At 65.1% G+C, this 23,951-nt stretch carries 22 protein-coding genes; 8 read left to right on the top strand and 14 right to left on the bottom strand.

What is annotated here, in order from left to right:
* Positions 1–45 precede the first annotated feature (45 nt).
* Complete coding sequence (locus tag V0R62_RS08760; protein WP_330103444.1) at positions 46–528, bottom strand: transporter substrate-binding domain-containing protein; 483 nt, start codon at positions 526–528, stop codon at positions 46–48.
* Positions 529–757: 229 nt separating this feature from the next.
* On the opposite strand from V0R62_RS08760, the gene V0R62_RS08755 reads away from it, so the two are divergent.
* Positions 758–1,234, top strand: a complete 477-nt coding sequence (locus V0R62_RS08755; RefSeq protein WP_330103443.1) for a DUF4399 domain-containing protein — start codon at positions 758–760, stop codon at positions 1,232–1,234.
* Positions 1,235–1,300: 66 nt separating this feature from the next.
* Here the strand turns inward: V0R62_RS08755 and V0R62_RS08750 are convergent, their stop codons facing one another.
* Together V0R62_RS08750 and V0R62_RS08745 are read right to left on the bottom strand one after the other, a co-directional pair.
* Positions 1,301–2,170 carry a LysR family transcriptional regulator gene (locus tag V0R62_RS08750; protein WP_330103442.1) on the bottom strand — a complete coding sequence of 290 codons (870 nt, stop codon included), beginning with the start codon at positions 2,168–2,170 and terminating at the stop codon, positions 1,301–1,303.
* A gap of 32 nt (positions 2,171–2,202) precedes the next feature.
* On the bottom strand, positions 2,203–4,434 hold the full coding sequence (locus V0R62_RS08745) for a heavy metal translocating P-type ATPase (protein ID WP_330103441.1): 2,232 nt from the start codon (positions 4,432–4,434) through the stop codon (positions 2,203–2,205).
* A gap of 111 nt (positions 4,435–4,545) precedes the next feature.
* Between V0R62_RS08745 and cadR the strand changes: the two genes are divergently transcribed.
* Positions 4,546–4,989 carry a cadmium resistance transcriptional regulator CadR gene (cadR, locus tag V0R62_RS08740; protein ID WP_186712594.1) on the top strand — a complete coding sequence of 148 codons (444 nt, stop codon included), beginning with the start codon at positions 4,546–4,548 and terminating at the stop codon, positions 4,987–4,989.
* A gap of 102 nt (positions 4,990–5,091) precedes the next feature.
* On the opposite strand, the gene V0R62_RS08735 is transcribed toward cadR, so the two are convergent.
* The 3 genes from V0R62_RS08735 to V0R62_RS08725 are packed head-to-tail and all read right to left on the bottom strand — an operon-like array spanning position 5,092 to position 7,720.
* Positions 5,092–6,063 carry a thymidylate synthase gene (locus tag V0R62_RS08735; protein WP_330103440.1) on the bottom strand — a complete coding sequence of 324 codons (972 nt, stop codon included), beginning with the start codon at positions 6,061–6,063 and terminating at the stop codon, positions 5,092–5,094.
* 48 nt (positions 6,064–6,111) lie between these two features.
* Entirely contained in the window at positions 6,112–6,921 is an 810-nt protein-coding gene (gene lgt / locus V0R62_RS08730) for a prolipoprotein diacylglyceryl transferase (protein WP_186732418.1), read from the bottom strand.
* Positions 6,922–6,937: 16 nt separating this feature from the next.
* On the bottom strand, positions 6,938–7,720 hold the full coding sequence (locus V0R62_RS08725; protein WP_050707397.1) for a sulfite exporter TauE/SafE family protein: 783 nt from the start codon (positions 7,718–7,720) through the stop codon (positions 6,938–6,940).
* 131 nt (positions 7,721–7,851) lie between these two features.
* Between V0R62_RS08725 and V0R62_RS08720 the strand changes: the two genes are divergently transcribed.
* Entirely contained in the window at positions 7,852–8,598 is a 747-nt protein-coding gene (locus tag V0R62_RS08720) for an NRDE family protein (protein WP_330103439.1), read from the top strand.
* 115 nt (positions 8,599–8,713) lie between these two features.
* Here the strand turns inward: V0R62_RS08720 and ptsP are convergent, their stop codons facing one another.
* Positions 8,714–10,987, bottom strand: coding sequence for a phosphoenolpyruvate--protein phosphotransferase (gene ptsP, locus V0R62_RS08715; protein ID WP_330103438.1), 2,274 nt, complete (start codon positions 10,985–10,987; stop codon positions 8,714–8,716).
* A gap of 22 nt (positions 10,988–11,009) precedes the next feature.
* A complete protein-coding gene (locus tag V0R62_RS08710; RefSeq protein WP_330103437.1) occupies positions 11,010–11,489 on the bottom strand; it encodes an RNA pyrophosphohydrolase in 480 nt (159 codons plus the stop codon).
* Positions 11,490–11,630: 141 nt separating this feature from the next.
* Here V0R62_RS08710 and V0R62_RS08705 point away from each other — a divergent pair, with 141 nt between their 5' ends.
* Positions 11,631–12,287 (top strand): histidinol-phosphatase, encoded by a 657-nt coding sequence (locus V0R62_RS08705; RefSeq protein ID WP_330103436.1) that lies wholly within the window; start codon positions 11,631–11,633, stop codon positions 12,285–12,287.
* A gap of 129 nt (positions 12,288–12,416) precedes the next feature.
* Here the strand turns inward: V0R62_RS08705 and V0R62_RS08700 are convergent, their stop codons facing one another.
* Together V0R62_RS08700 and ilvA are read right to left on the bottom strand one after the other, a co-directional pair.
* Positions 12,417–12,842, bottom strand: a complete 426-nt coding sequence (locus V0R62_RS08700) for a DUF2269 family protein (RefSeq protein WP_330103435.1) — start codon at positions 12,840–12,842, stop codon at positions 12,417–12,419.
* A 72-nt stretch (positions 12,843–12,914) separates the two neighbouring features.
* Positions 12,915–14,429 (bottom strand): threonine ammonia-lyase, biosynthetic, encoded by a 1,515-nt coding sequence (gene ilvA / locus V0R62_RS08695; RefSeq protein ID WP_330103434.1) that lies wholly within the window; start codon positions 14,427–14,429, stop codon positions 12,915–12,917.
* A gap of 127 nt (positions 14,430–14,556) precedes the next feature.
* Here ilvA and rpiA point away from each other — a divergent pair, with 127 nt between their 5' ends.
* Positions 14,557–15,231 carry a ribose-5-phosphate isomerase RpiA gene (rpiA, locus tag V0R62_RS08690; RefSeq protein WP_011536226.1) on the top strand — a complete coding sequence of 225 codons (675 nt, stop codon included), beginning with the start codon at positions 14,557–14,559 and terminating at the stop codon, positions 15,229–15,231.
* Positions 15,232–15,430: 199 nt separating this feature from the next.
* Here rpiA and V0R62_RS08685 read toward each other — a convergent pair whose 3' ends face one another.
* From V0R62_RS08685 to V0R62_RS08670, 4 genes are all read right to left on the bottom strand, one after another.
* Positions 15,431–16,336 (bottom strand): SdiA-regulated domain-containing protein, encoded by a 906-nt coding sequence (locus tag V0R62_RS08685; protein ID WP_330103433.1) that lies wholly within the window; start codon positions 16,334–16,336, stop codon positions 15,431–15,433.
* Positions 16,337–16,422: 86 nt separating this feature from the next.
* Entirely contained in the window at positions 16,423–17,343 is a 921-nt protein-coding gene (locus tag V0R62_RS08680) for an SdiA-regulated domain-containing protein (RefSeq protein WP_330103432.1), read from the bottom strand.
* 151 nt (positions 17,344–17,494) lie between these two features.
* A complete protein-coding gene (locus tag V0R62_RS08675) occupies positions 17,495–18,160 on the bottom strand; it encodes a fumarylacetoacetate hydrolase family protein (RefSeq protein ID WP_330103431.1) in 666 nt (221 codons plus the stop codon).
* A gap of 25 nt (positions 18,161–18,185) precedes the next feature.
* Positions 18,186–19,583: an FAD-binding oxidoreductase gene (locus tag V0R62_RS08670; RefSeq protein ID WP_330103430.1), complete on the bottom strand. Its 1,398-nt coding sequence runs from the start codon at positions 19,581–19,583 to the stop codon at positions 18,186–18,188.
* 170 nt (positions 19,584–19,753) lie between these two features.
* On the opposite strand from V0R62_RS08670, the gene serA reads away from it, so the two are divergent.
* The 3 genes from serA (at position 19,754) to V0R62_RS08655 (ending at position 23,951) form a co-directional block, all read left to right on the top strand.
* Positions 19,754–20,983 (top strand): phosphoglycerate dehydrogenase, encoded by a 1,230-nt coding sequence (gene serA / locus V0R62_RS08665; protein WP_203648588.1) that lies wholly within the window; start codon positions 19,754–19,756, stop codon positions 20,981–20,983.
* 183 nt (positions 20,984–21,166) lie between these two features.
* Positions 21,167–22,225, top strand: a complete 1,059-nt coding sequence (locus V0R62_RS08660; RefSeq protein ID WP_186732428.1) for a putative 2-aminoethylphosphonate ABC transporter ATP-binding protein — start codon at positions 21,167–21,169, stop codon at positions 22,223–22,225.
* A 1-nt stretch (position 22,226) separates the two neighbouring features.
* The gene (locus V0R62_RS08655; protein ID WP_330103429.1) at positions 22,227–23,951 is read left to right on the top strand and encodes a putative 2-aminoethylphosphonate ABC transporter permease subunit; all 1,725 of its coding nucleotides are present in this window, start codon (positions 22,227–22,229) and stop codon (positions 23,949–23,951) included.

The raw sequence follows: 23,951 nt of genomic DNA, 5'->3' as shown, positions 1-23,951 counted from the left end.
AAGGCCGCTCCTGCAGGTCGGTGCGGACTTGCATTGGTAGCATGACTACTGTCCGGCGCTGGTCTCGCGCGCAGCCGTAAGCCATTTCTTCTCCAGCGCTGCCAGGCGGCCATCATCCTCGATCCGCTGCAGGGCATTGTTCACCGCCGTCTCGAAGGCTGGATTGCCCTTCTGGTAAGGGATCACCAGTTTCTGGTTGGCCAGGGCCCGAATGGCGTCAAGCTTGTCGCTCAGTTCGGTGTCCTGCTGGTTGAAGGTCATGTCGAACCTGCCACTCTCCACCCCAGGCAATACCTCTTCGGCGGCGGTCTCGACGAACTCGGCCCGCACATCCAGCTCCTTGGCCAGGGCCTGACCCAACTCGATTTCGAAGCCGGTCAGGTGTTCGTTCTCCTTGAACGCATAGGGTGGCGCGTCGCCAAGCACGGCGATGCGCAGTTCGCCACGGTCATTGATTTCGTCGATCAGCTCGGCCTGGGCCAGTGGGCTGAACAGTGCCGCCAGCAGAATGCCAATGGTCAAACGCATGAGTGCCCCTTTCTTGTTCGGCAGATGAAGTGCATTCGCCGTGGCTTTCTTCGTCTGCCCCGGTCGAACGCAGCCTAAGACCTCCAGGTCGCGGCAAGGTTTTCTTCTGCCCTGAAATATTTCTGTCCCTGTTTTTGAACCTCTGCCGGTCGCGTTGGACTATGGTGAAGTACCGCCACACTTCGTTTAAGTGATAGCGGTCAATTGAAGTGAATCACAGGAGAAGTGAATGAAAAGCCTATTTTCGCGTGCTGCCGTCGCCGGTCTGCTGATGGGAGCGTCGGTGTTCGCCAGTGCCGCGGATGCCCTGAAGAGCGAGCAGCCACCGGAAGGCGCCAAGGTCTTCATCGTTTCGCCCGCCGATGGGGCCACGGTCGACAAGACCTTCACCGTCCAGTTCGGCATCGAAGGCATGGGCCTCAAGCCCGCGGGTGACCAGACCCCGCACACCGGCCATCACCACCTGCTGGTGGACGTGGACAAGGCCCCCTTGGCCGACCAGCCGTTGCCCACCAGCCTGATGCCGGAGAACAACGCGCCGCTGCCGGCAGGTCCGCAGGTGCTGCACTTCGGCAAGGCGCAAACCGAGGCGACCATCACCCTCACGCCGGGCAAGCACACCCTGCAGCTGGTGCTGGGCGACAAGTACCACGTGCCGTTCAAACCAAGCGTCGAGTCGCAGAAGATCACCGTCAACGTGAAGTGACCCGCCGCGCCATCGCCGGCCGGCCCGCTTGCCGGCGATGAGTTCATTGCAGACTGGGCAACCGTTTCAGAACTGCGAGCCGACCACTTCCTGCGCCACGCCCAGAAATGCCGCCGGCAGTCGCGCCTGGCGCCGTTCCTTCAGGCAGTACAGGTACTCGTGCATCACCGGCGCCTCCTCCAGCGCCAGCACCCGTAGCTCCGGGTTATGCGGCACCTCGTGGCGGGCAATGATGCTGATGCCGATATTGCGCAGCACCGCCTCGCGGATCGACTCGCGGCTGCCGATCTCCAGCAAGGCCCCGGCCTTCACATTGGCTTCTTGCATCATCTGCTCGGTCAGCTTGCGCGTGGTCGAGCCCTGCTCGCGCATCAGCAGGCAATGCCCGGCCACCACGTCGATGGACACCACCTGACGCTGGGCCAGCGGATGATTGCGGTGCACCGCCACCACCAGCGGGTCGGTGCCCAGCACCCGGCGCACCAGGCGCGCATCCTCGAGCAGTTGCGAGGACGCGGCGATATCCACCCGGTAATCCTCGAGCATCTCCAGCACCTGCTGCGAGTTGCCGATTTCCACTGCCACTTCCACCTGGGGCAGGCGCTCGCGGAAGATCTTCACCAGGTCGAGGATGTAGTAGGGCGCCGTGGCGGCGATGCGCAGGCTGCCCTGGGCCTGACCGCTGTTGCGCAGCTCGAACTCGATGTCGGCCTCCTGCTGCAACAGTGCCTTGACCATCGGCAGCAGGCGCACGCCTTCCTCGCTCAGCACCAGGCGCCGGCCACCGCGGTAGAACAGCTCGACGTTGTACTGGCCCTCGAGATTGCGGATCTGCGTGGTCACCGTCGGCTGGCTGAGCCCGAGCTTCTTCGCCGCCAGGGTGATGCTGCCCAGGCGGGCCACCATGTAGAAGGCTTTGAGCTCGGCGCTCAGCATTGTGGATAACCTCTGTTCTGCGCTGCGGGCGCCTATTTGCGCAGCAGGCGCAAGCCGTTGAACACCACCAGCAGGCTCACGCCCATATCGGCGAACACCGCCATCCACATGGTGGCCATGCCGGCAAAGGTGATTGCCAGGAAGATCGCCTTGATCCCCAGGGCCAGCACGATGTTCTGGGTGAGGATCGCTGCGCTTTGGCGCGACAGCCTGACGAACGCCGGGATTTTGCGCAAGTCGTCGTCCATCAGCGCCACGTCGGCGGTCTCGATGGCCGTGTCGGTGCCGGCGGCGGCCATGGCGAAGCCGATCTCGGCACGGGCCAGGGCCGGTGTGTCGTTGATGCCGTCACCGACCATGCCGACCCGATGGCCCTCGCCGTACAGGCGCTCGATGCTGGCCAGCTTGTCCGCCGGCAGCAGGTTGCCCTCGGCGCGATCGATCCCCACCTGGGCGGCGATGGCCTGGGCGGTGTGGGGATTGTCGCCGGTCAGCATGACAGTCTTGATGCCCAGCTCGTGCAGTTCGGCGATGGCCTGGCGGCTGCTGTCCTTGACCGTGTCGGCCACGGCGAACAGCGCCAGCGGGCCGGAGCGGTCGAGCAACAGCACCACGGTCTTGCCCTGGCGCTCCAGCACATCGAGCTGCGCTTCAAGCTCCGGGGAGCACAGGCCGAGCTCTTCGACCAGGCGATGGTTGCCCAGGTGGTAGGTCTGGCCCTCGATATCACCGCGCACACCGCGACCGGCCAGGGCGGCGAATTCGCTGACCTCGCTCAAGGCCAGGTCCTGTTCCCTGGCGAACAGGGCAATGGCACCGGACACCGGGTGGTCGGAGCGGGCGGCCAGACTGGCGGCCAGGGCTTGGGCTCGGTCTTCGAACAGCGGGTCGAGGACCTTGCTGTCGGTCTGCACCGGCTTGCCGTGGGTGATGGTGCCGGTCTTGTCCAGGGCGAGGAAGTCCAGCTTGCGCCCGCCTTCGAGGTACACGCCGCCCTTGATCAGGATGCCCTTGCGCGCCGCTGCCGCCAGGCCGCTGACGATGGTCACCGGGGTCGAGATCACCAGCGCGCACGGGCAGGCCACCACCAGCAGCACCAGGGCACGGTAGATCCAGTCGAACCAGGCGCCGGCCATGAACAGCGGTGGGATCACTGCCACGGCCAGGGCCACGGCGAACACCACCGGGGTGTAGATGCGCGAGAACTGGTCGACGAAGCGCTGGGTCGGCGCGCGGGCGCCCTGGGCTTCCTCGACGGCCTTGATGATCCGCGCCAGGGTCGACTGGCCGGCGGCGGCGGTGACGCGGTACTCCAGGGCGCCGGCCTGGTTGATGGTGCCGGCGAACAGCTTGTCGCCCACGGCCTTCTCGACCGGCAGGCTCTCGCCGGTGATCGGCGCCTGGTCGACGCTGGACTGGCCACTGACCACCTCGCCATCCAGGCCGATACGCTCGCCCGGACGTACCCGCACCAGGGCGCCGATCGGCACCTCGCGCACGTCGAGCTCGCGCCACTGGCCGTCAGCCTGCTGCACGGTGGCCAGGTCCGGCGCCAGTTGCATCAGGCCGCCAATGGCATTGCGCGCGCGATCCAGCGAGCGTGCCTCGATCAGCTCGGCGATGGTGAACAGCACCATGACCATGGCCGCTTCCGGCCATTGGCCGATCAGCACGGCGCCGGTCACGGCGATGCTCATCAGGGCATTGATGTTGAGGTTGCGGTTCTTCAGGGCGATCCAGCCCTTCTTGTAGGTGCCCAGGCCGCAGCCGAGGATCGCCGCCAGGGCCAGCGCGGCGACCACCCACTCCGGCGCCTTGCCGGAGAAGTGCACGACTTCGGCGGCGATCGCGGCAACTCCCGACAAAGCCAGCGGCCACCAGCGGGTCTTGCTCGCCTGGGACGCATTGGCGCTGCCGTCGTCCTCGGCAGCCAGCGGTTCGGCCTTCATCCCCAGGCTGTCGATGGCCCGCTCGATCTCGGCGGTATCGTCCAGCGTGTGGCGCACGCCGAGCACACGGTTGATCAGGTTGAACTCCAGCTGCTCGATGCCGGCCAGCTTGCCCAGCTTGTCCTGGATCAGCGTCTGTTCGGTGGGGCAGTCCATGGCCTCGATGCGGAAACGGCTGAGCTGCGCCTGGGCGCTGGCCTTCTCGGTCAGCTGCACCAGGGCCGGTGCCGCCTTGCTGGCGCAGCAGCTGTGGGCGTGGGGCTCATGGCCATGCGCGTGGTCATGCTTGTGGTCGGGGCTGACAGGCTGGTTCATGGAATCATCCTTAACTGAGCACTGGCCTCTGCGGATATCCACAGAGTGGGTTGTTGCCAAGTGAACACCCTGTAGCCACTATAGGGTCAAGCCCTCTGCTGGAGATTTGCCATGAAGATCGGAGAACTGGCCAAGGCCACCGACTGCGCCGTGGAGACCATCCGTTACTACGAACGCGAGCAGCTGCTGCCTGAGCCTGCCCGCAGCGATGGCAACTATCGGCTCTACACCCAGGCTCATGTCGAGCGGCTGACTTTCATCCGCAACTGCCGCACCCTGGACATGACCCTCGATGAGATCCGTAGCCTGTTGAGCCTGCGCGACAGCCCCGACGGCTCATGCGGCAGCGTCAACGCGCTGATCGACGAGCATATCGAACATGTGCAGGCGAGGATCGACGGGCTGGTGGCGCTGCAGGCGCAGCTGGTGGAGTTGAGGCAGCAATGCAATGCGCAGGGGGCGGAGTGCGCGATCTTGCAGCAGTTGGAGACCAATGGGGCCGTGTCGGTGCCGGAGACCGAGCATTCCCATGTGGGGCGCAGTCACGGGCATTGATGCCAAAAGCATCGCGGGGCAAGCCCGCTCCCACGTGACTCAATGCATACGTGGGAGCGGGCTTGCCCCGCGATTGCGTCAGCTCAGACAGATGAAGATCTGTCAGACCGCCATCGGCGCCGTCATCGGCGCATGGTGCTCATAGCCTTCCAGCCAGAAGTCGCTCGGTTCGATCTTCTCCAGCCACTCCGGCTCATACTTGCCGGTCTTGGCAAACTCCGGCACGCGGTCGCTGATCACCAGCTTCGGCGCTGCCAGCGGCTCGCGCTTCATCTGCTCGCCCAGCATGTCCAGGTGGTTCTCGTATACATGGGCATCGCCGATGAAGTAGGTGAACCAGCGCGGGGTGTAGCCGGTCAGGCGGCCGAACAGCGACAGCAGCGCCGCGCCCTCGGTGAGGTTGAACGGCGTGCCCAGGCCCAGGTCGTTGGAGCGGATGTAGAGGGTCAGGGAGATTTCCTTGGTCTCGACATTCGGGTGGAACTGGTACAGCAGGTGGCACGGCGGCAGGGCCATTTCATCCAGCTGGGCGCAGTTCCAGCCGTGGAACAGGATGCGCCGGCTGCCCGGGTCGTTGGCGATGGTGTCCAGGCACTGGCGTACCTGGTCGATGGCCTTGTACAGGATGACGAACGCCTGGCCGTCTTCCTCGTCCTGGGCGATGCGACGGAAACCGGCTTGCTCGGCCATCTCGATGGCCGCCGGGTTGCTCAGCGGGATGCGCTTGTAGCCCGGCCACTGACGCCATTGCACGCCGTAGATCTCGCCAAGGTCGTCGTGGCCCTGGCGGAACGGGTTGGCCAGCCACTGGGCGTTCTCGTTGGCGTTCTGGTCCCAGACCTTGCAGCCCAGCTCGCGGAACTCGCCGGCGTTCTTCACGCCGCGCAAAAAGCCCACCATCTCGCCGATCGCCGACTTGAACGCCAGCTTGCGCGTGGTGATGGCCGGGAAGCCTTTCTGCAGGTCGAACTTGAGCATGGCGCCCGGCAGGCTGATGGTGCGGATGCCGGTGCGGTTTTCCTGCAGCGTGCCGTTCTCGATGACGTCACGGACCAGATCTAGATACTGTTTCATGGCTTACCTGTAGCAAGAACGGCAGGGGGATCGCCCCTGCCGTGAAAATCAGACGGTGGCCTTGGCCGACGGTTTACGGTTGTAGGCCCACCAGATCAGGAAGATGCCGCCGACGACCATCGGCACGCAGAGCAACTGACCCATGGTCAACCAGCCGAAGGCGATGTAGCCCAGCTGGGCGTCGGGTACCCGCACGAATTCCACGATGAAGCGGAAGATGCCGTAGAACAGCGCGAACATGCCGGAAACGGCCATGGTCGGGCGCGGCTTGCGCGAGTACAGCCAAAGGATGACGAATAATGCCACACCTTCGAGGGCGAACTGATACAGCTGCGACGGGTGACGCGGCAGCTGGGCCGGGTCGCTGAACGGCGGGAACACCATCGCCCACGGCACGTCGGTGGCCTTGCCCCACAGCTCGGCGTTGATGAAGTTGCCGATGCGCCCGGCGCCCAGGCCGATCGGCACCAGCGGCGCGACGAAGTCCATCAGCTCGAAGAACGACTTGTTGTTGCGCTTGCCGAACCACAGCGCGGCCAGCATCACGCCGATGAAACCGCCGTGGAACGACATGCCGCCTTTCCACACCTCGAAGATCAGCGTCGGATTGGCCAGGTACTGGTGCAGGTCGTAGAACAGCACGTAGCCCAGGCGCCCGCCGACGATTACCCCCATCGACAGCCAGAACACCAGGTCGGAGAGTTTCTCGCGGCTCCAGGTCGGGTCGAAGCGGTTCAACCGGCGCGAGGCCAGCAGCCAGGCGCCGCCGATGCCGATCAGGTACATCAGGCCGTACCAGTGGATTTTCAGTGGACCGAGGGCCACGGCCACCGGGTCGATCTGCGGGTAAGGCAGCATTGTCTTTCCTCTAGGTTCAGATAAGGAAGCTCAGTCCGACGCAGAACAGCAGCGCGGCGAACAGGCGCTTGAGCACGCGCGGCGACAGCTTGTGCGCCAGACGCGCGCCGTAGCGGGCGAAGAACATGCTGGTGGCGGCGATGCCGACCAGCGCCGGAAGGTAGACGTAGCCCAGGCTGTGGGCCGGCAGGTGTTCCTCGTGCCAGCCCAGCCAGATGAAGCCCAGGGCACTGGCCAGGGCGATCGGCAGGCCGCAGGCCGACGAAGTCGCCACGGCTTGCTGCATGGGCAGGCTGCGCCAGGTGAGGAACGGCACGGTCAGCGAGCCGCCGCCGATACCGAAGATGGCCGAGGCCCAGCCGATCACCCCGCCGGCGGCGGTCAATCCGGGCTTGCCGGGGATGCCGCGGCTGGCCTTGGGCTTGAGGTCCAGGGCCATCTGCGCGGCAATCACCAGGGCGAACACGCCGATGATCTTCTGCAGCATCGGGCCCTGGATCAGCGAGGCGGTCTTGGCCCCGACCAGCGCGCCGAGCAGGATGCCCACTGTCATCCAGGCGAAGATCGGCCATTGCACCGCGCCCTTGCGCTGGTGCTCGCGCACGGCATTGATCGAGGTGAAGACGATGGTCGCCAGCGACGTGCCGACCGCCAGGTGGGTCAGCACCGAAGGGTCGAAGCCCTGCAGGGTGAAGCTGAACACCAGCACCGGCACGATGATGATGCCGCCACCGACGCCGAACAGCCCGGCCAGCACGCCGGCGCAGGCGCCCAACAGCAGATAGAGAGCGAATTCCATTCGTGGCCCCAGTGGAAAACAATCCGGCATGGTAACGGAAGCCAAGCCCGGCGCTCTAGTGAACTCTGTGTCAGATGATGGCTAGCGGTCGGCGGCGCGGGTAGAGTGGCCGAAAACACAGGGGACAACCTATGTGCCTGATCGTATTCGCCTGGCGGCCGGGGACAGCCCGGCCGCTGATCGTCGCGGCCAACCGCGACGAGTTCTATGCCCGACCGACCCAGGCCCTGGCCGCCTGGGAGGATGCCCCGGGGGTACATGCCGGGCGTGACCTGGAGGCAGGCGGAACCTGGCTGGGGGTAGGGCCGAACGGGCGTTTCGCCGCGCTGACCAACATCCGCGACCCGCGCCAGCCGCTGGGGCCGCGCTCACGGGGCGAGCTGGTGGCGGCGTACCTGCAGGGCGAGCTGGGTATCGAGGCCTATCTGGACCAGGTGGCCAGCCGCAGCGGGCAGTACTCGGGGTTCAATCTGCTGGTGGGCGATGGCGGGCAGTTGGGCTACCTGCATGCCCGCGAGGCCGCGCCGCGCTTGCTGGAACCCGGGGTCTACGGGCTGTCAAATGCCGGGCTGGATACGCCGTGGCCGAAGCTGGTGAAGGCGCGTAGCGGGCTTGAGGCGTTGCTCGAGGTCGCCGATCCGCAGCGGCTGTTGGCCCTGCTGGGCGATACACAGCCCGCGCCGGATGGCGAGCTGCCGGATACCGGCGTGGGGCTGGCCACCGAGAGGCTACTGTCGAGCGTGTTTATCGCCAGCCAGAACTACGGGACGCGTGCGAGCACGGTGCTGATCGTCGATGACCAGGGGCGGCGGCGGATGGTCGAGCGCAGTTTCGGGCCGTTTGGTGGGCACCTGGGCGAGGTGGATATAGACGTTTGAAAGCAGGGGGCGCTTTGCGCCCCTTTCGCGGCACAAGGCCGCTCCTACAGGGTTCTGCGTGCTCTGGTAGGAGCGGCCTTGTGCCACGAAAGGCCCGCAAAGCGGGCCCAAGACGTCAAAGGGTCTTGTTCGGCCCGATCATCCGCGCCAGGCCAAGGTTCTTCAGCGCCAGTTGCAGCGAGCTGTGGATAACCTGCGGGTTGTCATGGCTCATGGCGTCGGCCAGCAGTTCCTTGGCTTTGCCCAGGTTGATCTGGCGCAGCATCCACTTCACCTTCGGCAGGTTGGTGGCGTTCATCGACAGGCTGTCGAAGCCCATGGCCATCAGCAGGATCGCCGCGGCCGGGTCACCGGCCATCTCGCCGCAGATGCTCACCGGCTTGCCTTCCTCATGGGCGACGCTGACTACGGTCTGCAACGCCTGCAGCACCGCCGGGTGCAGGTAGTCGTACAGGTCGGCGACCCGCGGGTTATTGCGATCGACCGCCAGCAGGTATTGGGTCAGGTCGTTGGAACCGACCGAAAGGAAGTCGACCTGACGCGCCAGTTCGCGGGTCTGGTACACGGCGGCGGGAATCTCCACCATCACCCCCACCGGTGGCATCGGCACGTCGGTACCTTCGTCGCGCACCTCGCCCCAGGCACGGTGGATCAGGTGCTGGGCTTCTTCCAGCTCGTGGATGCCGGAAATCATCGGCAGCAGGATGCGCAGGTTGTTCAGGCCCTCGCTGGCCTTGAGCATGGCGCGGGTCTGCACCAGGAAGATTTCCGGGTGATCGAGGGTGACGCGGATGCCGCGCCAGCCGAGGAACGGGTTTTCTTCCTTGATCGGGAAGTACGACAGCGACTTGTCGCCGCCGATGTCGAGGCTGCGCATGGTCACCGGCAGCGGGTGGAACGCCTGCAGCTGCTCGCGGTAGATCGCCAGCTGTTCCTTCTCGCTGGGGAAGCGCTGGTTGATCATGAACGGCACTTCGGTGCGGTACAGGCCGACGCCCTCGGCGCCGCGCTGCTGGGCGCGAGCCACGTCGGCGAGCAGGCCGGTATTGACCCACAGCGGCATGCGATGGCCGTCCGGGGTGATGCACGGCAGCTCGCGCAGGGCGTCGAGGCCCTTGGCCAGCTCGCGCTCCTCCTCGACCACATCGCTGTATTGCTTGCGCAGCACTTCACCCGGGTTGGTGAAGACCTCGCCCTTGTAGCCGTCGACGATCATCTCGATGCCGTCGGCCTTCGAATACGGCAGGTCGACCACGCCCATGACCGTGGGGATGCCCATGGCCCGGGCGAGGATCGCCACGTGGGAGTTGCCCGAGCCCAGCACCGAGACCAGGCCCACCAGCTTGCCTTCCGGCACCTCGCCGAGCATGGCGGGGGTCAGCTCCTCGCTGACCAGGATGGTGTTGTCCTGGTAGACCAGCGACTGTGAACGGGCTTCCTGCAGGTACGCCAGCAGGCGTCGGCCCAGGTCCTTGACGTCCGAGGCACGTTCGCGCAGGTAGTCGTCGTCCATCAGTTCGAAGCGGTTGACGTGCTCGCCGACTACCTGGCGCAGGGCGCCCTGGGCCCACTGGCCGGTCTTGATGACCTCGACCACTTCGCCACCGAGGGCGGCGTCCTCGAGCATCATCAGGTACACGTCGAACAACGCGCGCTCTTCGGGGCGCAACTGGGTGGCGAGCTTGGCAGACAACTTGCGCATGTCCTCGCGCACGCCTTCGAGGGCGTTGTTGAACAGCTTGAGTTCGTTGTCGATGTCCTCGACGGTGCGGTCCGGCACCACCTCGAGGTCGGCGGGCGGCAGCATCACCACCGAGCGGCCGACGGCGGCGCCCGGTGAGCCCGGCACGCCGACGAAGCGGGCCTCCTGGATACCCTTGCCCTGGCGGCCCAGGCCACGAATGGAGCCGGTCGCCTCGGCGTGGGCGATAACCCCGGCAAGCTGGGCGCTCATGGTGACCAGGAAGGCCTCTTCGCCTTCGTCGAACTGGCGGCGCTCCTTCTGTTGGATGACCAGTACCCCCACCACGCGGCGGTGGTGGATGATCGGCGCGCCGAGGAAGGAGGCGAATTTCTCTTCGCCGGTCTCGGCGAAGTAGCGGTAGCGGGGGTGGTCGGCGGCGTTCTCGAGGTTCAGCGGCTCCTCGCGGGTGCCGACCAGGCCGACCAGGCCTTCGTTGGGGGCCATGCTGACCTTGCCGATGGAGCGCTTGTTCAGCCCCTCGGTGGCCATCAGCACGAAGCGGTTGCTGTCCGGGTCGAGCAGGTAGACCGAGCAGACCTGGCTGCCCATCGCCTCCTTGACGCGCAAGACAATGATACCCAACGCCGTCTTGAGATCTTTGGCGGAGTTCACTTCCTGGACGATCTTGCGCAGCGTATTGAGCATGGCTCGGGGTCGGACTCCGTCGTCAGTCGCGCGTCAGCAGGCGCGGGGCTAGCTCTTTCAGGGCGCGGCGGTATACCTCGCGCTTGAATGTCACCACCTGGCCCAGCGGATACCAGTAGCTGACCCAGCGCCAGCCATCGAATTCCGGTTTGCCGGTGAGGTCCATGCGCACCCGTTGCTCGTTGCTCACAAGGCGCAGCAGGAACCACTTCTGTTTCTGGCCGATACACAGCGGCTGGCTGTGGGTGCGCACCAGGCGCTGGGGTAAACGATAACGCAACCAGCCACGGGTGCAGGCAAGAATTTCCACGTCCTGGCGTTCCAGGCCCACTTCTTCGTTCAGCTCGCGGTACAGGGCATCTTCCGGCGTCTCATCAGGGTTGATGCCACCCTGGGGAAACTGCCAGGCATCCTGGTTGATCCGCCGAGCCCATAGCACCTGCCCGGAATCATTCGTGAGAATGATCCCGACATTGGGGCGAAAACCATCCGGGTCGATCACGGCAGCAACCTCGCAAACGCATGTCACCGCATTGTTCCACAAAGCCTGAGCGCGCAGCAACGCGCCCGCCAAGCTTATGTGCAGCGAGGTGAAAACTCCGTATTCTGCGGGACTCTTCCGTGGCTGATGCGAGTGACCGCGATGCGCCTGGCTTTATTCGACCTGGACAATACCCTCCTCGGTGGCGACAGCGACCACGCCTGGGGTGACTACCTGTGCGAGCGGGGCATTCTCGACCCGGTCGCCTACAAGCAACGCAACGATGCCTTCTACCAGGACTACCTCAACGGCACCCTGGACATGCAGGCCTACCTGGCCTTCTCCATGGAAATCCTCGCGGCCAGCGAACCCGCGCAGCTGGAGCAGTGGCACCGCGAGTTCATGCGCGACTGCATCGAGCCGATCATCCTGCCCAGGGCCGAGGCCCTGCTGCGCCAGCACCGCGAGGCTGGCGACCAGCTGGTGATCATCACCGCCACCAACCGCTTCGTCACCGCGCCGATCGCCCGCCGCCTGGGCGTGCGCGTGCTGCTGGCGACCGAATGCGAAGCGCAGGACGGGCGCTATACCGGGCGCAGTACCGATATACCCTGTTTCCGTGAAGGCAAGGTGACGCGGCTGAACCGCTGGATGCTGGAGAACGGCTTTGACCTGGAGGACAGCTACTTCTACAGCGACTCGATGAACGATGTGCCGTTGCTGGAGGTGGTGGCGAACCCGGTGGCGGTGGATCCGGATCCTAAGCTGCGGGCTGAGGCCGAGCGGCGGGGGTGGCAGGTTATTTCTCTTCGGGATTGAGATCGCCGGGGCCGCTTTGCGGCCCTTTCCGACCGGTCCGGCGCCCCGGCAAGGCCGCTCCTACAGGGACCGCGATCACTTGTAGGAGCGGCCTTGTGCCGCGATGGAGGGCGAAGCCCTCCCGTTGCCTCAGACCGGCTTGGCGCCCATCAGGCCTGCGATGGACAGGAAGCAGACGCCGCTGAACAGCGCCAACGCCAAGGTGAACTTCAAACCCACGGTTTCAGCCTTGCGCAGCCGGTTCAGCCGCACCACCAGCCACCACACGGCAAACGCACCCAGCGTATAGATGACGCTGGAAGCCAGCACCCAGGTCTGCCCCAGCGGCCAGCCGACCAGGTGCACCAGCCACCAGCCGGTGAACGGCATGCTCACCAGGCACAGCCCCATCAGCAGCCAGGCGAACACCAGCGGTCGGCGCAACAGCTTGCCGTAGGCCTCGGCGTCGCCCTGGCGGCGGGCGCGGACAGTCCAGATCGCCAGGCCCAGGCCGCCCAGCAGCAACAGGGCGGTGGCGAGGATATGCAGGGTCTTGAGGGTGGTCAGGTGTTCCATTTCGTGATCGTCCTTCTTGCTGGCGGCTTCATCGCGGGGCTAGCCCGCTCCCACGAGGTCCGTTTGGCGTGTTCAGCCCAAGAATAGCCGGTAAGCCGGGTTCTCGGTCTCGTCCCAGTACGGGTAGCCGATCTTGGCCAGCGCCGCTGGCACCAGGTGGCGTTCGTCCTCCGGCACCTGCAGGCCCGCGACCACGCGGCCATCGGCGGCGCCGTGGTTGCGGTAGTGGAACATCGAGATGTTCCAGCGCCCACCCAGCTTGTTGAGGAAGTTGAACAGCGCGCCCGGGCGCTCGGGGAACTCGAAGCGCAGCACCATCTCGTCGCTGGCCCCGGCCGAGTGGCCACCGACCATGTGGCGGATGTGCAGCTTGGCCAGTTCATTGTCGGTCAGGTCGGTAACCGGGAAGCCTTGCTCGGTCAACTGCTGGACCAACACCGCGCGCGGGTCGGTTTCCGGGTGGGTCTGCACACCGACGAAGATATGCGCTTCATCTGAGGTGTGCTTGCGGTAGTTGAACTCGGTGATCTGGCGCTTGCCGATGGCTTCGCAGAAGGCCTTGAAGCTCCCCGGGCGCTCGGGAATGGTCACGGCGATGATCGCCTCGCGCTTCTCGCCAAGCTCGGCGCGCTCGGCCACATGGCGCAGGCGGTCGAAATTCACGTTGGCGCCCGAGTCGATGGCCACCAGGGTCTGCCCGGCAACGCCCTTGAGTTCGACGTACTTCTTGATGCCGGCCACGCCCAATGCGCCAGCAGGTTCGGTGATCGAGCGGGTATCGTCGTAGATATCCTTGATCGCCGCGCAGATCTCGTCGGTGCTGACGGTGATCACCTCGTCCACATGGTGACGGCAGATGTCGAAGGTGTGCTGGCCGATCTGCGCCACCGCCACGCCGTCGGCGAACAGCCCGACCTGCGGCAGCACCACGCGCTCGCCCGCGGCCATGGCCGCCTGCAGGCAGTTGGAGTCGTCCGGCTCGACGCCGATCACCTTGATCTCGGGGCGCAGGTACTTCACGTAGGCGGCGATGCCGGCGATCAGCCCGCCGCCGCCGACCGGCACGAAGATCGCGTCCAGCTGGCCCGGGTGCTGGCGCAGGATTTCCATGGCCACCGTGCCTTGCCCGGCAATGGTGTGCGGATCGTCGTAGGGGTGGATGTAGACGAAGCCCTTCTCCTCCACCAGCTTCAGCGAGTAGGCCAGCGCCTCGGGGAAGGTGTCACCGTGCAGCACCACCTTGCCGCCCCGGGAGCGCACGCCTTCGATCTTGATCTCCGGGGTGGTCTTGGGCATGACGATGGTCGCCTTGATCCCCAGCTCCCGCGCCGCCAGGGCCAGGCCCTGGGCGTGGTTGCCGGCGGAGGCTGTGACCACGCCGCGGGCCAGTTCCTCGGCGCTCAGTTGCGCGAGTTTATTGTAGGCCCCGCGGATCTTGAACGAGAACACCGGCTGCAGGTCCTCGCGCTTGAGCAGCACCGTGTTGCCCAGGCGCTTGCTCAACTGCCCGGCACTGTGCAGCGGGGTTTCGACGGCAACGTCGTAGACGCGCGAGGTGAGGATCTTCTTGACGTACTGTTCGAGCATCGGAAAGCATCACTGGGCCGCGGGACAAGGGCTGGGAGTCTACCGCAGCGCCACGTCGGGCGACCACAGCAAAGCCGCGGGAGCCGTTATACTAGGCAATTTCCGCCCAGCCCCTCCCGGAGCCCGCATGACCCAGGACCAACTCAAACAGGCCGTCGCCCAGGCCGCCGTCGATCTCATCCTGCCGAAACTGGATGAGAAAAGCGTCGTCGGCGTCGGTACCGGTTCGACCGCCAACTTCTTCATCGACGCCCTGGCCCAGCACAAGACCGCCTTCGACGGCGCCGTCGCCAGCTCCGAGGCCACCGCCCAGCGCCTGAAGGGCCATGGCATTCCGGTCTACGAGCTGAACAGCGTCAGCGAGCTGGAGTTCTACGTCGACGGCGCCGACGAGAGCGACGCCCACCTGAACCTGATCAAGGGCGGCGGCGCGGCCCTGACCCGCGAGAAGATCGTCGCGGCGGTGGCCAAGACCTTCATCTGCATCGCCGACGCCAGCAAGCTGGTGCCGGTGCTTGGCGCCTTCCCGCTGCCGGTCGAGGTGATTCCGATGGCCCGCAGCCATGTGGCGCGCCAGCTGGTCAAGCTGGGCGGCGACCCGGTCTACCGTGAAGGCGTGGTGACCGACAACGGCAACGTCATCCTGGATGTGCACAACCTGCAAATCACCAACCCGGTGGAGCTGGAAAGCCAGATCAACGCCATCGTCGGCGTGGTCACCAATGGCCTGTTCGCGGCGCGTCCGGCGGATGTGCTGTTGCTGGGGACCGCTGAAGGCGTGAAGACCCTCAAGGCCGAGTAAACAAGCCTTGAGCGATCCCTGTAGGAGCGGCCTTGCCGAGGCGTCGGACCGGCCGGAAAGGGCTGCGTAGCTGCCCCAGATTTCCGCGTTGAACAAAGATTGTCGGGGCCGCCTTGCGGCCCTTTCCGGCCGGTCCGACGCCTCGGCAAGGCCGCTCCTACAGGGGTAGACGTAAACGCGATAGCGTCAGCCCAGGCAATCAATCAGCCGGCTGCTTGAACACATAGAACAGGTTCGGTTCACTGACCAAGTAGATGGTCCCGGCGTCGTCCATCGCAATCCCCTCCGCCTGCGGCACCGTCTGTTTCAAGCCTTGGAACCCCTTGCGCAGTGACAGCGTGCTCAACGGCCTGCCCTTCACATCCAGTTCCAGCACCAGCCGCGACTCGTCCGACAGCGCCAGCAGGTGCCCGCTGCGCTCGTCGAACTGCAGGCTCGACAAGTCCCTCACGAACAGCCGCCGGTCACGCTTGCGATCCTGCACCACATGCACGGCATAGGGTTTGTCGGGGTTGTCATGGGGAAAGCCATGCACTTCGTAGATCATCATCGGGTCCCGCTCCTTGGCCACGAACAGGCGCTTGCCCGCCGAGTCGTAGGCCAGCCCCTCGAAACCCTTGTTGCCATTGAGGCCGATGCCCAGGGACAACTGCTCGGCATCGCTGGCGTCGAGGAACAGGGTGTCGTCGTCCAGGCGCACGCGAATCAGCCGCTGCTGGCGCTCGTCGGTGATCACGTAGCTGTTGGGCCCCACATACTCCACCGCCTCGGGGTCGCCGAAGCCGGTCAACGGCACGCGGCGCAGGATGCGGCCGTCCAGCGACAGCTCGATCAGCTCCGAGCGGGCGTTGGTGACGGTGAACAGGCTCTTGCGGTCGGGGTCGTAGGTCAGCGCTGAAATGTCGTCGTCCAGCCCGACGATGGGCTGCGCTTCGATCGCCACCTGGTAGCGGTCCAGGCCGATGCTCTGCTCGGCCGGCTGCCACCAGGTCTTGAGGTTGAACCAGCCCCGCTCGAACAGGCGGAACTCATGCCCGGCGGCGCCCAGGACGAGCAGGGCAACAAGCACGATGAAGGCGAAGATCAGGCGAAGGTGGCGGCGCATGCGGTCGGACTCGGCGAAAGGAGCACGTATCTAACCACTATCAACTGAAGTAAAGCTTAATGCCATCATCAGACCAATCTGAAAGATCAGGGCTTCCTGAAGCGATAGAACAGGTTGGGCTCGCTGACGATGTACAGGTTGCCCTGGTCATCCATCGCCACGCCTTCGGCCCGGGGGATGGTGTCAGCCAAGCCATTGAAGCCGCCCAACAAGGTCATGAAGCTGACCTGCTCACCTTTCTCATCCAGCTCGAGCAGCATGTTGGAGTCCGCCGACAGTGCCAGCAGGTGCCCGGTGCGCGGGTCGATGCCCAGCGCGGACAGGTTGCGCAGGTCCAGCTCGTCGCTGGGTAGCGGCTGCTTTTCGCCCTTGAGCGGGCCGTGGCCATCGGTGCTCCAGATGAATAGCTTCGGTGGCCGCTCGGCGCCGATGATCAGTCGCTGGCGGATTTGGTCCCAGGCAATGGCTTCGAAGCCCTTGTTGCCATCCTCGGTATCGCCCAGGTCATAGGGCTGGTAGTCGGCGCGGTTCAGCGACGTCGTGGCGGCATCCACCTTGACCAGCGTCAGGTCATGGTTGCGCTCGTCGACAATGGCGATCTGGCCATTCTCGAGCACCGCCACGCCTTCCGGATTGGACCAGCCCACCAGGGGGATCTTGCGCAGCACGTCACCGTCGAGGTTGAGCTCGACCAGGAACGGGTGCTTGCCCATGACCGCGAACAAGGTGCGGGTGTGCGGATTGAACGCCAGGTCCGACGCCTCGTCCCGTTCCATGCCCGGCAGCGGCTTGGCATCGATGTCGGCTACGTAGTCCGGCAGCCAGATGCTTTCCTGGCGCTCGGCCTGGCTTTCGAAGCCTTCCTTTATCCACAACAGGCCACGGTCATCCCAGTGCATGGCCACCACCAGGCCATAGACGATGATCGCCAGCGCAAGCAGCCACAGCGACCAGCGGGTGATCAGGCGTCGCTTTGGCGGAAGGGATGCACTGGAAGGGTTGGTCATCGAATGGAGATCCTGAAAGTAGGCGGCAGCGTGCTCGCCATTGTCGGCAAATGAAGGTTGATGGACGGATTATCCGGATCAATTGTGAAAAAAACGACAATTCCCACCGGCAGAGTCCGCGACGACGGCATTGCACCGTCGTCGCCCGGCGTCAAAGCACCCGGCCTTCGAATCGGCTGGCACCGGGAAGTTCCAGCACCAGCTCATCGCCGACATTGAACGGCCCGACGCCCGCCGGGGTGCCGGTAAGGATGACATCGCCGGCCTGCAGGGAGAAGTGCGCGGCCATGTGCTGGATCATCGGCACGATCGGGTTGAGCATCAGCGCGCTGTTGCCGTCCTGGCGCACCTCGCCGTTGATGGTCAGGCGGATGCCGATGTCGGTCAGGTCCTCGAAGGTGCCGGCCGACACGAACGGCGGCAGCACGCAGGCGCCGTCGAAGCACTTGGCCAGTTCCCAGGGCAGGCCCTTTTCCTTAAGTTTCGCCTGCACATCGCGCAGGGTCAGGTCCAGCGCCGGGGCGAAGCCGGAGATGGCGTCGAGCACCTCTTCCTCGGACGGGTGGGTGGACAGGGGCTTGCCCAGCAGCACGGCGATTTCTGCCTCGTAGTGCACCGAACCGCGCTCGGTCGGGATCTTGAAGCCGCCTTCCAGGGGCACCACGCAGCTGCCGGGCTTGATGAACAGCAACGGCTCGCTTGGGATGGGGTTGTCCAGTTCCTTGGCATGCTCGGCGTAGTTTCGGCCGATGCACACCACCTTGCCCAGCGGGAAGTGGATGCGCGTGCCGTCTACGTACTGGTGCTGGTAACTCATGGCCGACTCCTGTGAATACTGCTTTTTATTCGGGAGCGAAGATCTTACCCGGATTCATGATGCCGTTCGGGTCGAACACCGCCTTGATCGCCTTCATGCAGGCGATCTCCTCCGGCGAGCGGCTGTAGCCCAGGTAGTCACGCTTGGTCATGCCCACGCCATGCTCGGCGGAGATCGAGCCGTTGTAGCGCTCGACAATCTCGAACACCCACTTGTTGACCTTGGCGCAGGAGGCGAAGAAGTCGTCCTTGCTCATGTGGTCGGGTTTGAGGATGTTCAGGTGCAGGTTGCCGTCGCCGATATGGCCGTACCAGACCACTTCGTAGTCCGGGTAGTGCTCGCCGACGATGGCGTCGATGTCGCGCAGGAAGGCCGGCACCTTGGACACGGTGACAGAGATGTCGTTCTTGTACGGTGTCCAGTGGGAGATGGTCTCGGACAGGTACTCGCGCAGCTTCCACAGGTTCTTCAGCTGGGTCTCGCTCTGGCTCATCACGCCATCGAGCACCCAGCCCTGCTCGACGCAGTGCTCGAAGGTGGCCAGTGCCTCGTTGGCCACCTCCTCGGTGCTGGCTTCGAACTCCAGCAGGGCATAGAACGGGCAGTCGGTTTCGAACGGCGCGGGCACATCGCCCCGGGCGAGGATCTTGGCCAGGCCCTTGTCAGAAAAGAACTCGAAGGCCGTCAGGTCGAGCTTGCCCTGGAAGGCATGCAGCACCGGCATGATCGCGTCGAAGTCGGGCGTGCCCAGCACCATGGCGGTAAGGTTGCGCGGCGTGCGGTCCAGGCGCATGGTCGCCTCGACCACGAAGCCCAGGGTGCCTTCGGCGCCGATGAACAGCTGGCGCAGGTCGTAGCCGGTGGCGTTCTTGATCAGGTCCTTGTTCAGCTCGAGCAGTTCGCCCTTGCCGGTGACCACCTTCAGCCCGGCTACCCAGTTGCGGGTCATGCCATAGCGAATCACCTTGATGCCGCCGGCGTTGGTACCGATATTGCCGCCGATCTGGCTGGACCCGCTCGAGGCGAAGTCCACTGGGTAATAAAGGCCCTGGTCTTCGGCGAATTGCTGCAACTGGCGGGTGACGACCCCTGGCTGGCAGGCCACGGTACGGTCGAATTCGTTGAAGGCGAGAATCTGGTTCATGTAGTCGAAGGCCACCACCACCTCGCCATGGGCGGCCACGGCGGCGCCCGACAGCCCGGTACGCCCGCCCGACGGCACCAGGGCGACCCTGTGCCGGTTGGCCCAGCGCACGATGGCCTGAACCTGCTCGACGGACTTGGGGAAGACGATGGCGCTTGGCGCCGGCGGGTAGTGCTTGGTCCAGTCCTTGCCGTAGGCCTCGAGCGAGGCTGGGTCGGTGAGGACCTTGCCAGGGTCGACCAGGGTCATCAGCTCATCAATTACTGCGGACTGGGTCATCGCCGGAACTCTCGACTTATTCATAGTCACCCTGAGCACGCTTCACCTGTCGGGATAAGCTCAGGTTGTGTCGCGTATGCTAGCATAGCCCTCCCGCTGTTCGTGCTAAGGCCGACGCCGCGCCGCTTCACCCTCCTCGCCATTTTTCTCCGGGATACAGGTTTACGCAGATGAGCAAGACTTCTCTCGACAAGAGCAAGATCAGGTTCCTTCTTCTTGAAGGTGTGCACCAGAACGCGGTCGATACCCTCAAGGCCGCCGGCTACACCAACATCGAATACCTCACTGGTTCGCTGCCGGAAGCCGAGCTGAAGGAAAAGATCGCCGATGCCCACTTCATCGGCATCCGTTCGCGCACCCAACTGACCGAAGAGATCTTCGACTGCGCGAAGAAACTGGTCGCGGTTGGCTGTTTCTGCATCGGCACCAACCAGGTCGACCTGGCAGCGGCCCGCGAGCGCGGTATCGCCGTGTTCAACGCCCCCTACTCGAACACCCGCTCGGTGGCCGAGCTGGTGCTGGCCGAAGCCATCCTGCTGCTGCGCGGCATCCCCGAGAAGAACGCTTCCTGCCACCGTGGCGGCTGGATCAAGAGCGCGGCCAACTCCTTCGAAATCCGTGGCAAGAAGCTGGGCATCGTCGGCTACGGCTCGATCGGCACCCAGCTGTCGGTCCTGGCCGAGAGCCTGGGCATGCAGGTGTACTTCTTCGACCCGCTGACCAAGCTGCCGCTGGGCAACGCGGTACAGGTCACCAGCCTGCACGAGCTACTGGGCCTGGCCGACATCGTCTCGCTGCACGTGCCTGAGCTGCCATCCACCCAGTGGATGATCGGCGAGAAGGAAATCCGCGCGATGAAGAAGGGCTCGATCCTGATCAACGCCGCCCGTGGCACCGTGGTCGAGCTGGACCACCTGGCCGCCGCGATCAAGGACAAGCACCTGATCGGCGCCGCCATCGATGTGTTCCCGGTCGAGCCGCGCTCCAACGACGAAGAGTTCGAAAGCCCGCTGCGCGGCCTGGACAACGTGATCCTGACCCCGCACATCGGTGGTTCCACCGCCGAGGCCCAGGCCAACATCGGCCTGGAAGTGGCCGAGAAACTGGTCAAGTACAGCGATAACGGTACTTCCGTATCGTCGGTCAACTTCCCGGAAGTGGCCCTGCCAGCCCACCCTGGCAAGCACCGCCTGCTGCACATCCACGAAAACATCCCGGGCGTGCTCAGCGAGATCAACAAGGTGTTCGCGGAAAACGCCATCAACATCTCCGGTCAGTTCCTGCAGACCAACGAGAAAGTGGGTTACGTGGTCATCGACGTCGATGCCGAGTACTCGGACCTGGCCCAGGAGAAACTGCAGCACGTGAAGGGCACTATCCGCTCGCGCGTACTGTTCTGAGTTTCACTGCGTCATGAAAAGGGAGGCCCTGGTGGCCTCCCTTTTTTATTCGGCTAACGCCTGAAAACCGGATGGTCGCTACAAAAATCCACCAATACCACTATCACTCGTTTTTGCCCCCTCGCCACACAACCGTCTCACAGCCTTCCTAGCATGGCCCCATCTCTTCGATGAGGCCTTGCCATGAACAACGCCACTCCAGGCGCACAGATGAAAGTGCGCGGTATCCACAAGCGCTTCGGCGCCTTCACCGCACTCAACGACGTCTCCCTCGACATCGCCGCCGGCGAGCTGGTGTGCCTGCTCGGCCCGTCGGGCTGTGGCAAGACCACGCTGCTGCGCTGCATCGCCGGGCTCGAGCGCCAGGACCGCGGGACGCTGTACATCGGCGACCGCGACATCTCCGAGCTGCCACCCCAGGCCCGCGACTACGGCATCCTGTTCCAGTCTTACGCCCTGTTCCCCAACCTCACCGTCGAAGCCAACATCGCCTACGGCCTGACCGGCAGCAACCGCGAGGCCTCGCGCCAGCGGGTCGGTGAAATGCTCGAACTGGTCGGCCTTGCCGGCAGCGAGAAGAAATACCCCGGCCAGCTGTCCGGCGGCCAGCAGCAGCGCGTGGCCCTGGCCCGCGCCCTGGCGCCTTCGCCGTCGCTGTTGCTGCTCGACGAGCCGATGTCGGCGCTGGACGCCCGTGTGCGCGAGCACCTGTGTACCGAACTGCGCCAGTTGCAGCGCCAGCTGGGCATCACCACGCTGATGGTCACCCACAACCAGGACGAGGCCATGTTGATGGCCGACCGCATCGCGGTGATGAACAACGGCCAGGTCGAGCAGTACGCCACGCCCCAGGAAATCTACGACCAGCCGGCCACGCCGTTCGTCGCCGAATTCGTCGGCCAGGGCAACTGGCTGCCGTTCCAGCGCAGCGGCGACAGCCATGCCCAGGTCGGCGGCCTGCACATGCGCCTGGCGGCCAACGCCGCCGGCGCCAGCAGTGGCCGGCTGTTCTGCCGGCCCGAGGCGATCACCGTCAACCCGGTGGTACACGAGGAAAACCTGTTCCCGGCCAAGGTCCGCGAGATCACCTTCCTTGGCAATCGCTGCCGCATGAGCTTCGAGTTCAAGGCCCTGCCGGGCCACGCGTTGCTCGCGGAGCTGGCGCCGGAGGCGATGCCGCGGCTGGGCTCGCAGGACATCTGGGTGGCGCTGCCGCCGCAGAGCCTGCAGGTGTTCGCCTGAGATGGCCGCGCCGATGACCCTGCCGTTCACCTCCGCCAAGGTCGCCCCTCGCAGCGGTGTCGCCCTGGGGGACCGTCTGTTCGTGATCGGTGGCAAGAGCCTGTTGCTGATCCTGCTGGTGCTGGCGGTGCTGATGCCGCTGCTGGCGATCTTCTGGCGCGGCTTCAGCGCTGACGCCGGGCAGGGCGGTGGCCTGCCGGCTGCCCGTGAGTTGTTCGCCAGCGAGAACTTCCACTGGCTGCTCGGCAACAGCCTGTCGGTGGCCTTCACTGTCGCCGCCATCGTCGTGCCGTTGGCCTACCTGTTCGCCTATGCCCTGCAACGCACGCTGATCCCGGCCAAGGGCCTGTGGCGCGGCATCTCGCTGCTGCCGCTGCTGGCGCCGTCGATGCTGCCGGCCATCGCCCTGGTGTACCTGTTCGGCAACCAGGGCCTGCTGCGCGGGCTGCTCAGCGGCAATATCTACGGCTTCTGGGGCATCGTCCTCGGCGAAGCCATCTACACCTTCCCCCACGCCCTGATGATCCTGCTCTCGGCGCTGTCGCTGGCTGACGCACGGCTGTTCGACGCCGCCTCGAGCATGGGGGCGGGGCCGGCCCGGGCATTCTTCAGCATTACCTGGCCGGCCACGCGCCAGGCGGTGTTCGCCGCGTTCTGCCTGGTGTTCACCCTGACCATCACCGACTTCGGCGTGCCGGTCGTGGTGGGCGGGGATTACCAGGTGCTGGCCCTGGAAGCCTACAAGGCCGTGGTCGGCCAGCAACAGTTCGGTCGCGGCGCGCTGATCGGCATGGTGCTGCTGGTGCCGGCACTGCTCAGCTTCACCGTCGATGCCTGGTTGCGCCGTCGCCAGGGCGAGGCCATGAGCGGCCGCGCCCAGGTGTTCGAGCCCAAGCCGTCGCGGCTGCGCGATGGCTGCTTCCTGGCCATCGTGCTGCTGGTGTGCGCGGCACTGCTGGCGGTGATCGGCATGGCGGTGTACTCGTCACTGGTCAAGTTCTGGCCGTACAACCTGTCGCTGTCGCTCAAGCACTACATGTTCGAGGACACCGCTGGTGGCGGCTGGCTGGCCTACCGCAACAGCGTGACCATGGCCATCGGCACTGCGCTGATCGGCAGCGTGGTGATCTTCACCGGCGCCTACCTGATGGAGAAGACCCAGGGGCAGCGCCTGCTCAACCAGCTGCTGCGCTTGCTGAGCTTCATCCCGATGGCGGTGCCTGGCCTGGTGCTGGGCCTGGGCTACGTGTTCTTCTTCAACCTCAACGGCAACCCGCTGCATGTGTTCTACGGCAGCATGGCGCTGCTGATGGTGTGCACCATCGCCCACTACCTGACCACCGCGCAGATGACAGCCACCACCGCCCTGCGCCAGCTCGATGGCGAGTTCGAGGCCGCCGCGCTGTCGCTCAAGGCGCCGCTGTACAAGCATTTCATGCGGGTCACCGTGCCGATCTGCCTGCCGGCGCTGCTGGACATCATCCGCTACCTGTTCGTCTCGGCGATGACCACCGTGTCGGCGGCGATCTTCCTGTACAGCCCCGACACCATCCTCGCCGCCGTCGCCGTGCTGAACATGGACGACGCCGGCAATGTCGGCGGCGCCGCCGCCATGTCGACCCTGATCCTGCTTACCAGCGCCGCCGCCTCCCTGTTGCTGGCCGGTGCTTCACGCGGCCTGCTGCGCCGCTCCCAGGCCTGGCGCCAGCGCGCGCCAGGCCATTGA

This window comes from Pseudomonas carassii, assembly GCF_036324045.1.
GTDB lineage: Bacteria > Pseudomonadota > Gammaproteobacteria > Pseudomonadales > Pseudomonadaceae > Aquipseudomonas > Aquipseudomonas peradeniyensis.
Note: the sequence above shows the minus strand (reverse complement) of the source record. Positions and strands in the feature narration are given on the sequence as shown.

What these genes read in the sequence shown, in the direction of transcription:
- V0R62_RS08660 (WP_186732428.1), top strand. Translation starts at nt 21,167, where the DNA reads ATGAACAACGCCACTCCAGGCGCACAGATGAAAGTGCGCGGTATCCAC.
- ilvA (WP_330103434.1), bottom strand. Translation starts at nt 14,429, where the DNA reads ATGCTCGAACAGTACGTCAAGAAGATCCTCACCTCGCGCGTCTACGAC.
- serA (WP_203648588.1), top strand. Translation starts at nt 19,754, where the DNA reads ATGAGCAAGACTTCTCTCGACAAGAGCAAGATCAGGTTCCTTCTTCTT.
- ptsP (WP_330103438.1), bottom strand. Translation starts at nt 10,987, where the DNA reads ATGCTCAATACGCTGCGCAAGATCGTCCAGGAAGTGAACTCCGCCAAA.
- rpiA (WP_011536226.1), top strand. Translation starts at nt 14,557, where the DNA reads ATGACCCAGGACCAACTCAAACAGGCCGTCGCCCAGGCCGCCGTCGAT.
- V0R62_RS08755 (WP_330103443.1), top strand. Translation starts at nt 758, where the DNA reads ATGAAAAGCCTATTTTCGCGTGCTGCCGTCGCCGGTCTGCTGATGGGA.
- V0R62_RS08685 (WP_330103433.1), bottom strand. Translation starts at nt 16,336, where the DNA reads ATGCGCCGCCACCTTCGCCTGATCTTCGCCTTCATCGTGCTTGTTGCC.
- V0R62_RS08655 (WP_330103429.1), top strand. Translation starts at nt 22,227, where the DNA reads ATGGCCGCGCCGATGACCCTGCCGTTCACCTCCGCCAAGGTCGCCCCT.
- lgt (WP_186732418.1), bottom strand. Translation starts at nt 6,921, where the DNA reads ATGCTGCCTTACCCGCAGATCGACCCGGTGGCCGTGGCCCTCGGTCCA.
- V0R62_RS08705 (WP_330103436.1), top strand. Translation starts at nt 11,631, where the DNA reads ATGCGCCTGGCTTTATTCGACCTGGACAATACCCTCCTCGGTGGCGAC.
- V0R62_RS08735 (WP_330103440.1), bottom strand. Translation starts at nt 6,063, where the DNA reads ATGAAACAGTATCTAGATCTGGTCCGTGACGTCATCGAGAACGGCACG.
- V0R62_RS08680 (WP_330103432.1), bottom strand. Translation starts at nt 17,343, where the DNA reads ATGACCAACCCTTCCAGTGCATCCCTTCCGCCAAAGCGACGCCTGATC.
- V0R62_RS08725 (WP_050707397.1), bottom strand. Translation starts at nt 7,720, where the DNA reads ATGGAATTCGCTCTCTATCTGCTGTTGGGCGCCTGCGCCGGCGTGCTG.
- V0R62_RS08670 (WP_330103430.1), bottom strand. Translation starts at nt 19,583, where the DNA reads ATGACCCAGTCCGCAGTAATTGATGAGCTGATGACCCTGGTCGACCCT.
- V0R62_RS08760 (WP_330103444.1), bottom strand. Translation starts at nt 528, where the DNA reads ATGCGTTTGACCATTGGCATTCTGCTGGCGGCACTGTTCAGCCCACTG.
- V0R62_RS08745 (WP_330103441.1), bottom strand. Translation starts at nt 4,434, where the DNA reads ATGAACCAGCCTGTCAGCCCCGACCACAAGCATGACCACGCGCATGGC.
- V0R62_RS08700 (WP_330103435.1), bottom strand. Translation starts at nt 12,842, where the DNA reads ATGGAACACCTGACCACCCTCAAGACCCTGCATATCCTCGCCACCGCC.
- V0R62_RS08720 (WP_330103439.1), top strand. Translation starts at nt 7,852, where the DNA reads ATGTGCCTGATCGTATTCGCCTGGCGGCCGGGGACAGCCCGGCCGCTG.
- cadR (WP_186712594.1), top strand. Translation starts at nt 4,546, where the DNA reads ATGAAGATCGGAGAACTGGCCAAGGCCACCGACTGCGCCGTGGAGACC.
- V0R62_RS08750 (WP_330103442.1), bottom strand. Translation starts at nt 2,170, where the DNA reads ATGCTGAGCGCCGAGCTCAAAGCCTTCTACATGGTGGCCCGCCTGGGC.
- V0R62_RS08675 (WP_330103431.1), bottom strand. Translation starts at nt 18,160, where the DNA reads ATGAGTTACCAGCACCAGTACGTAGACGGCACGCGCATCCACTTCCCG.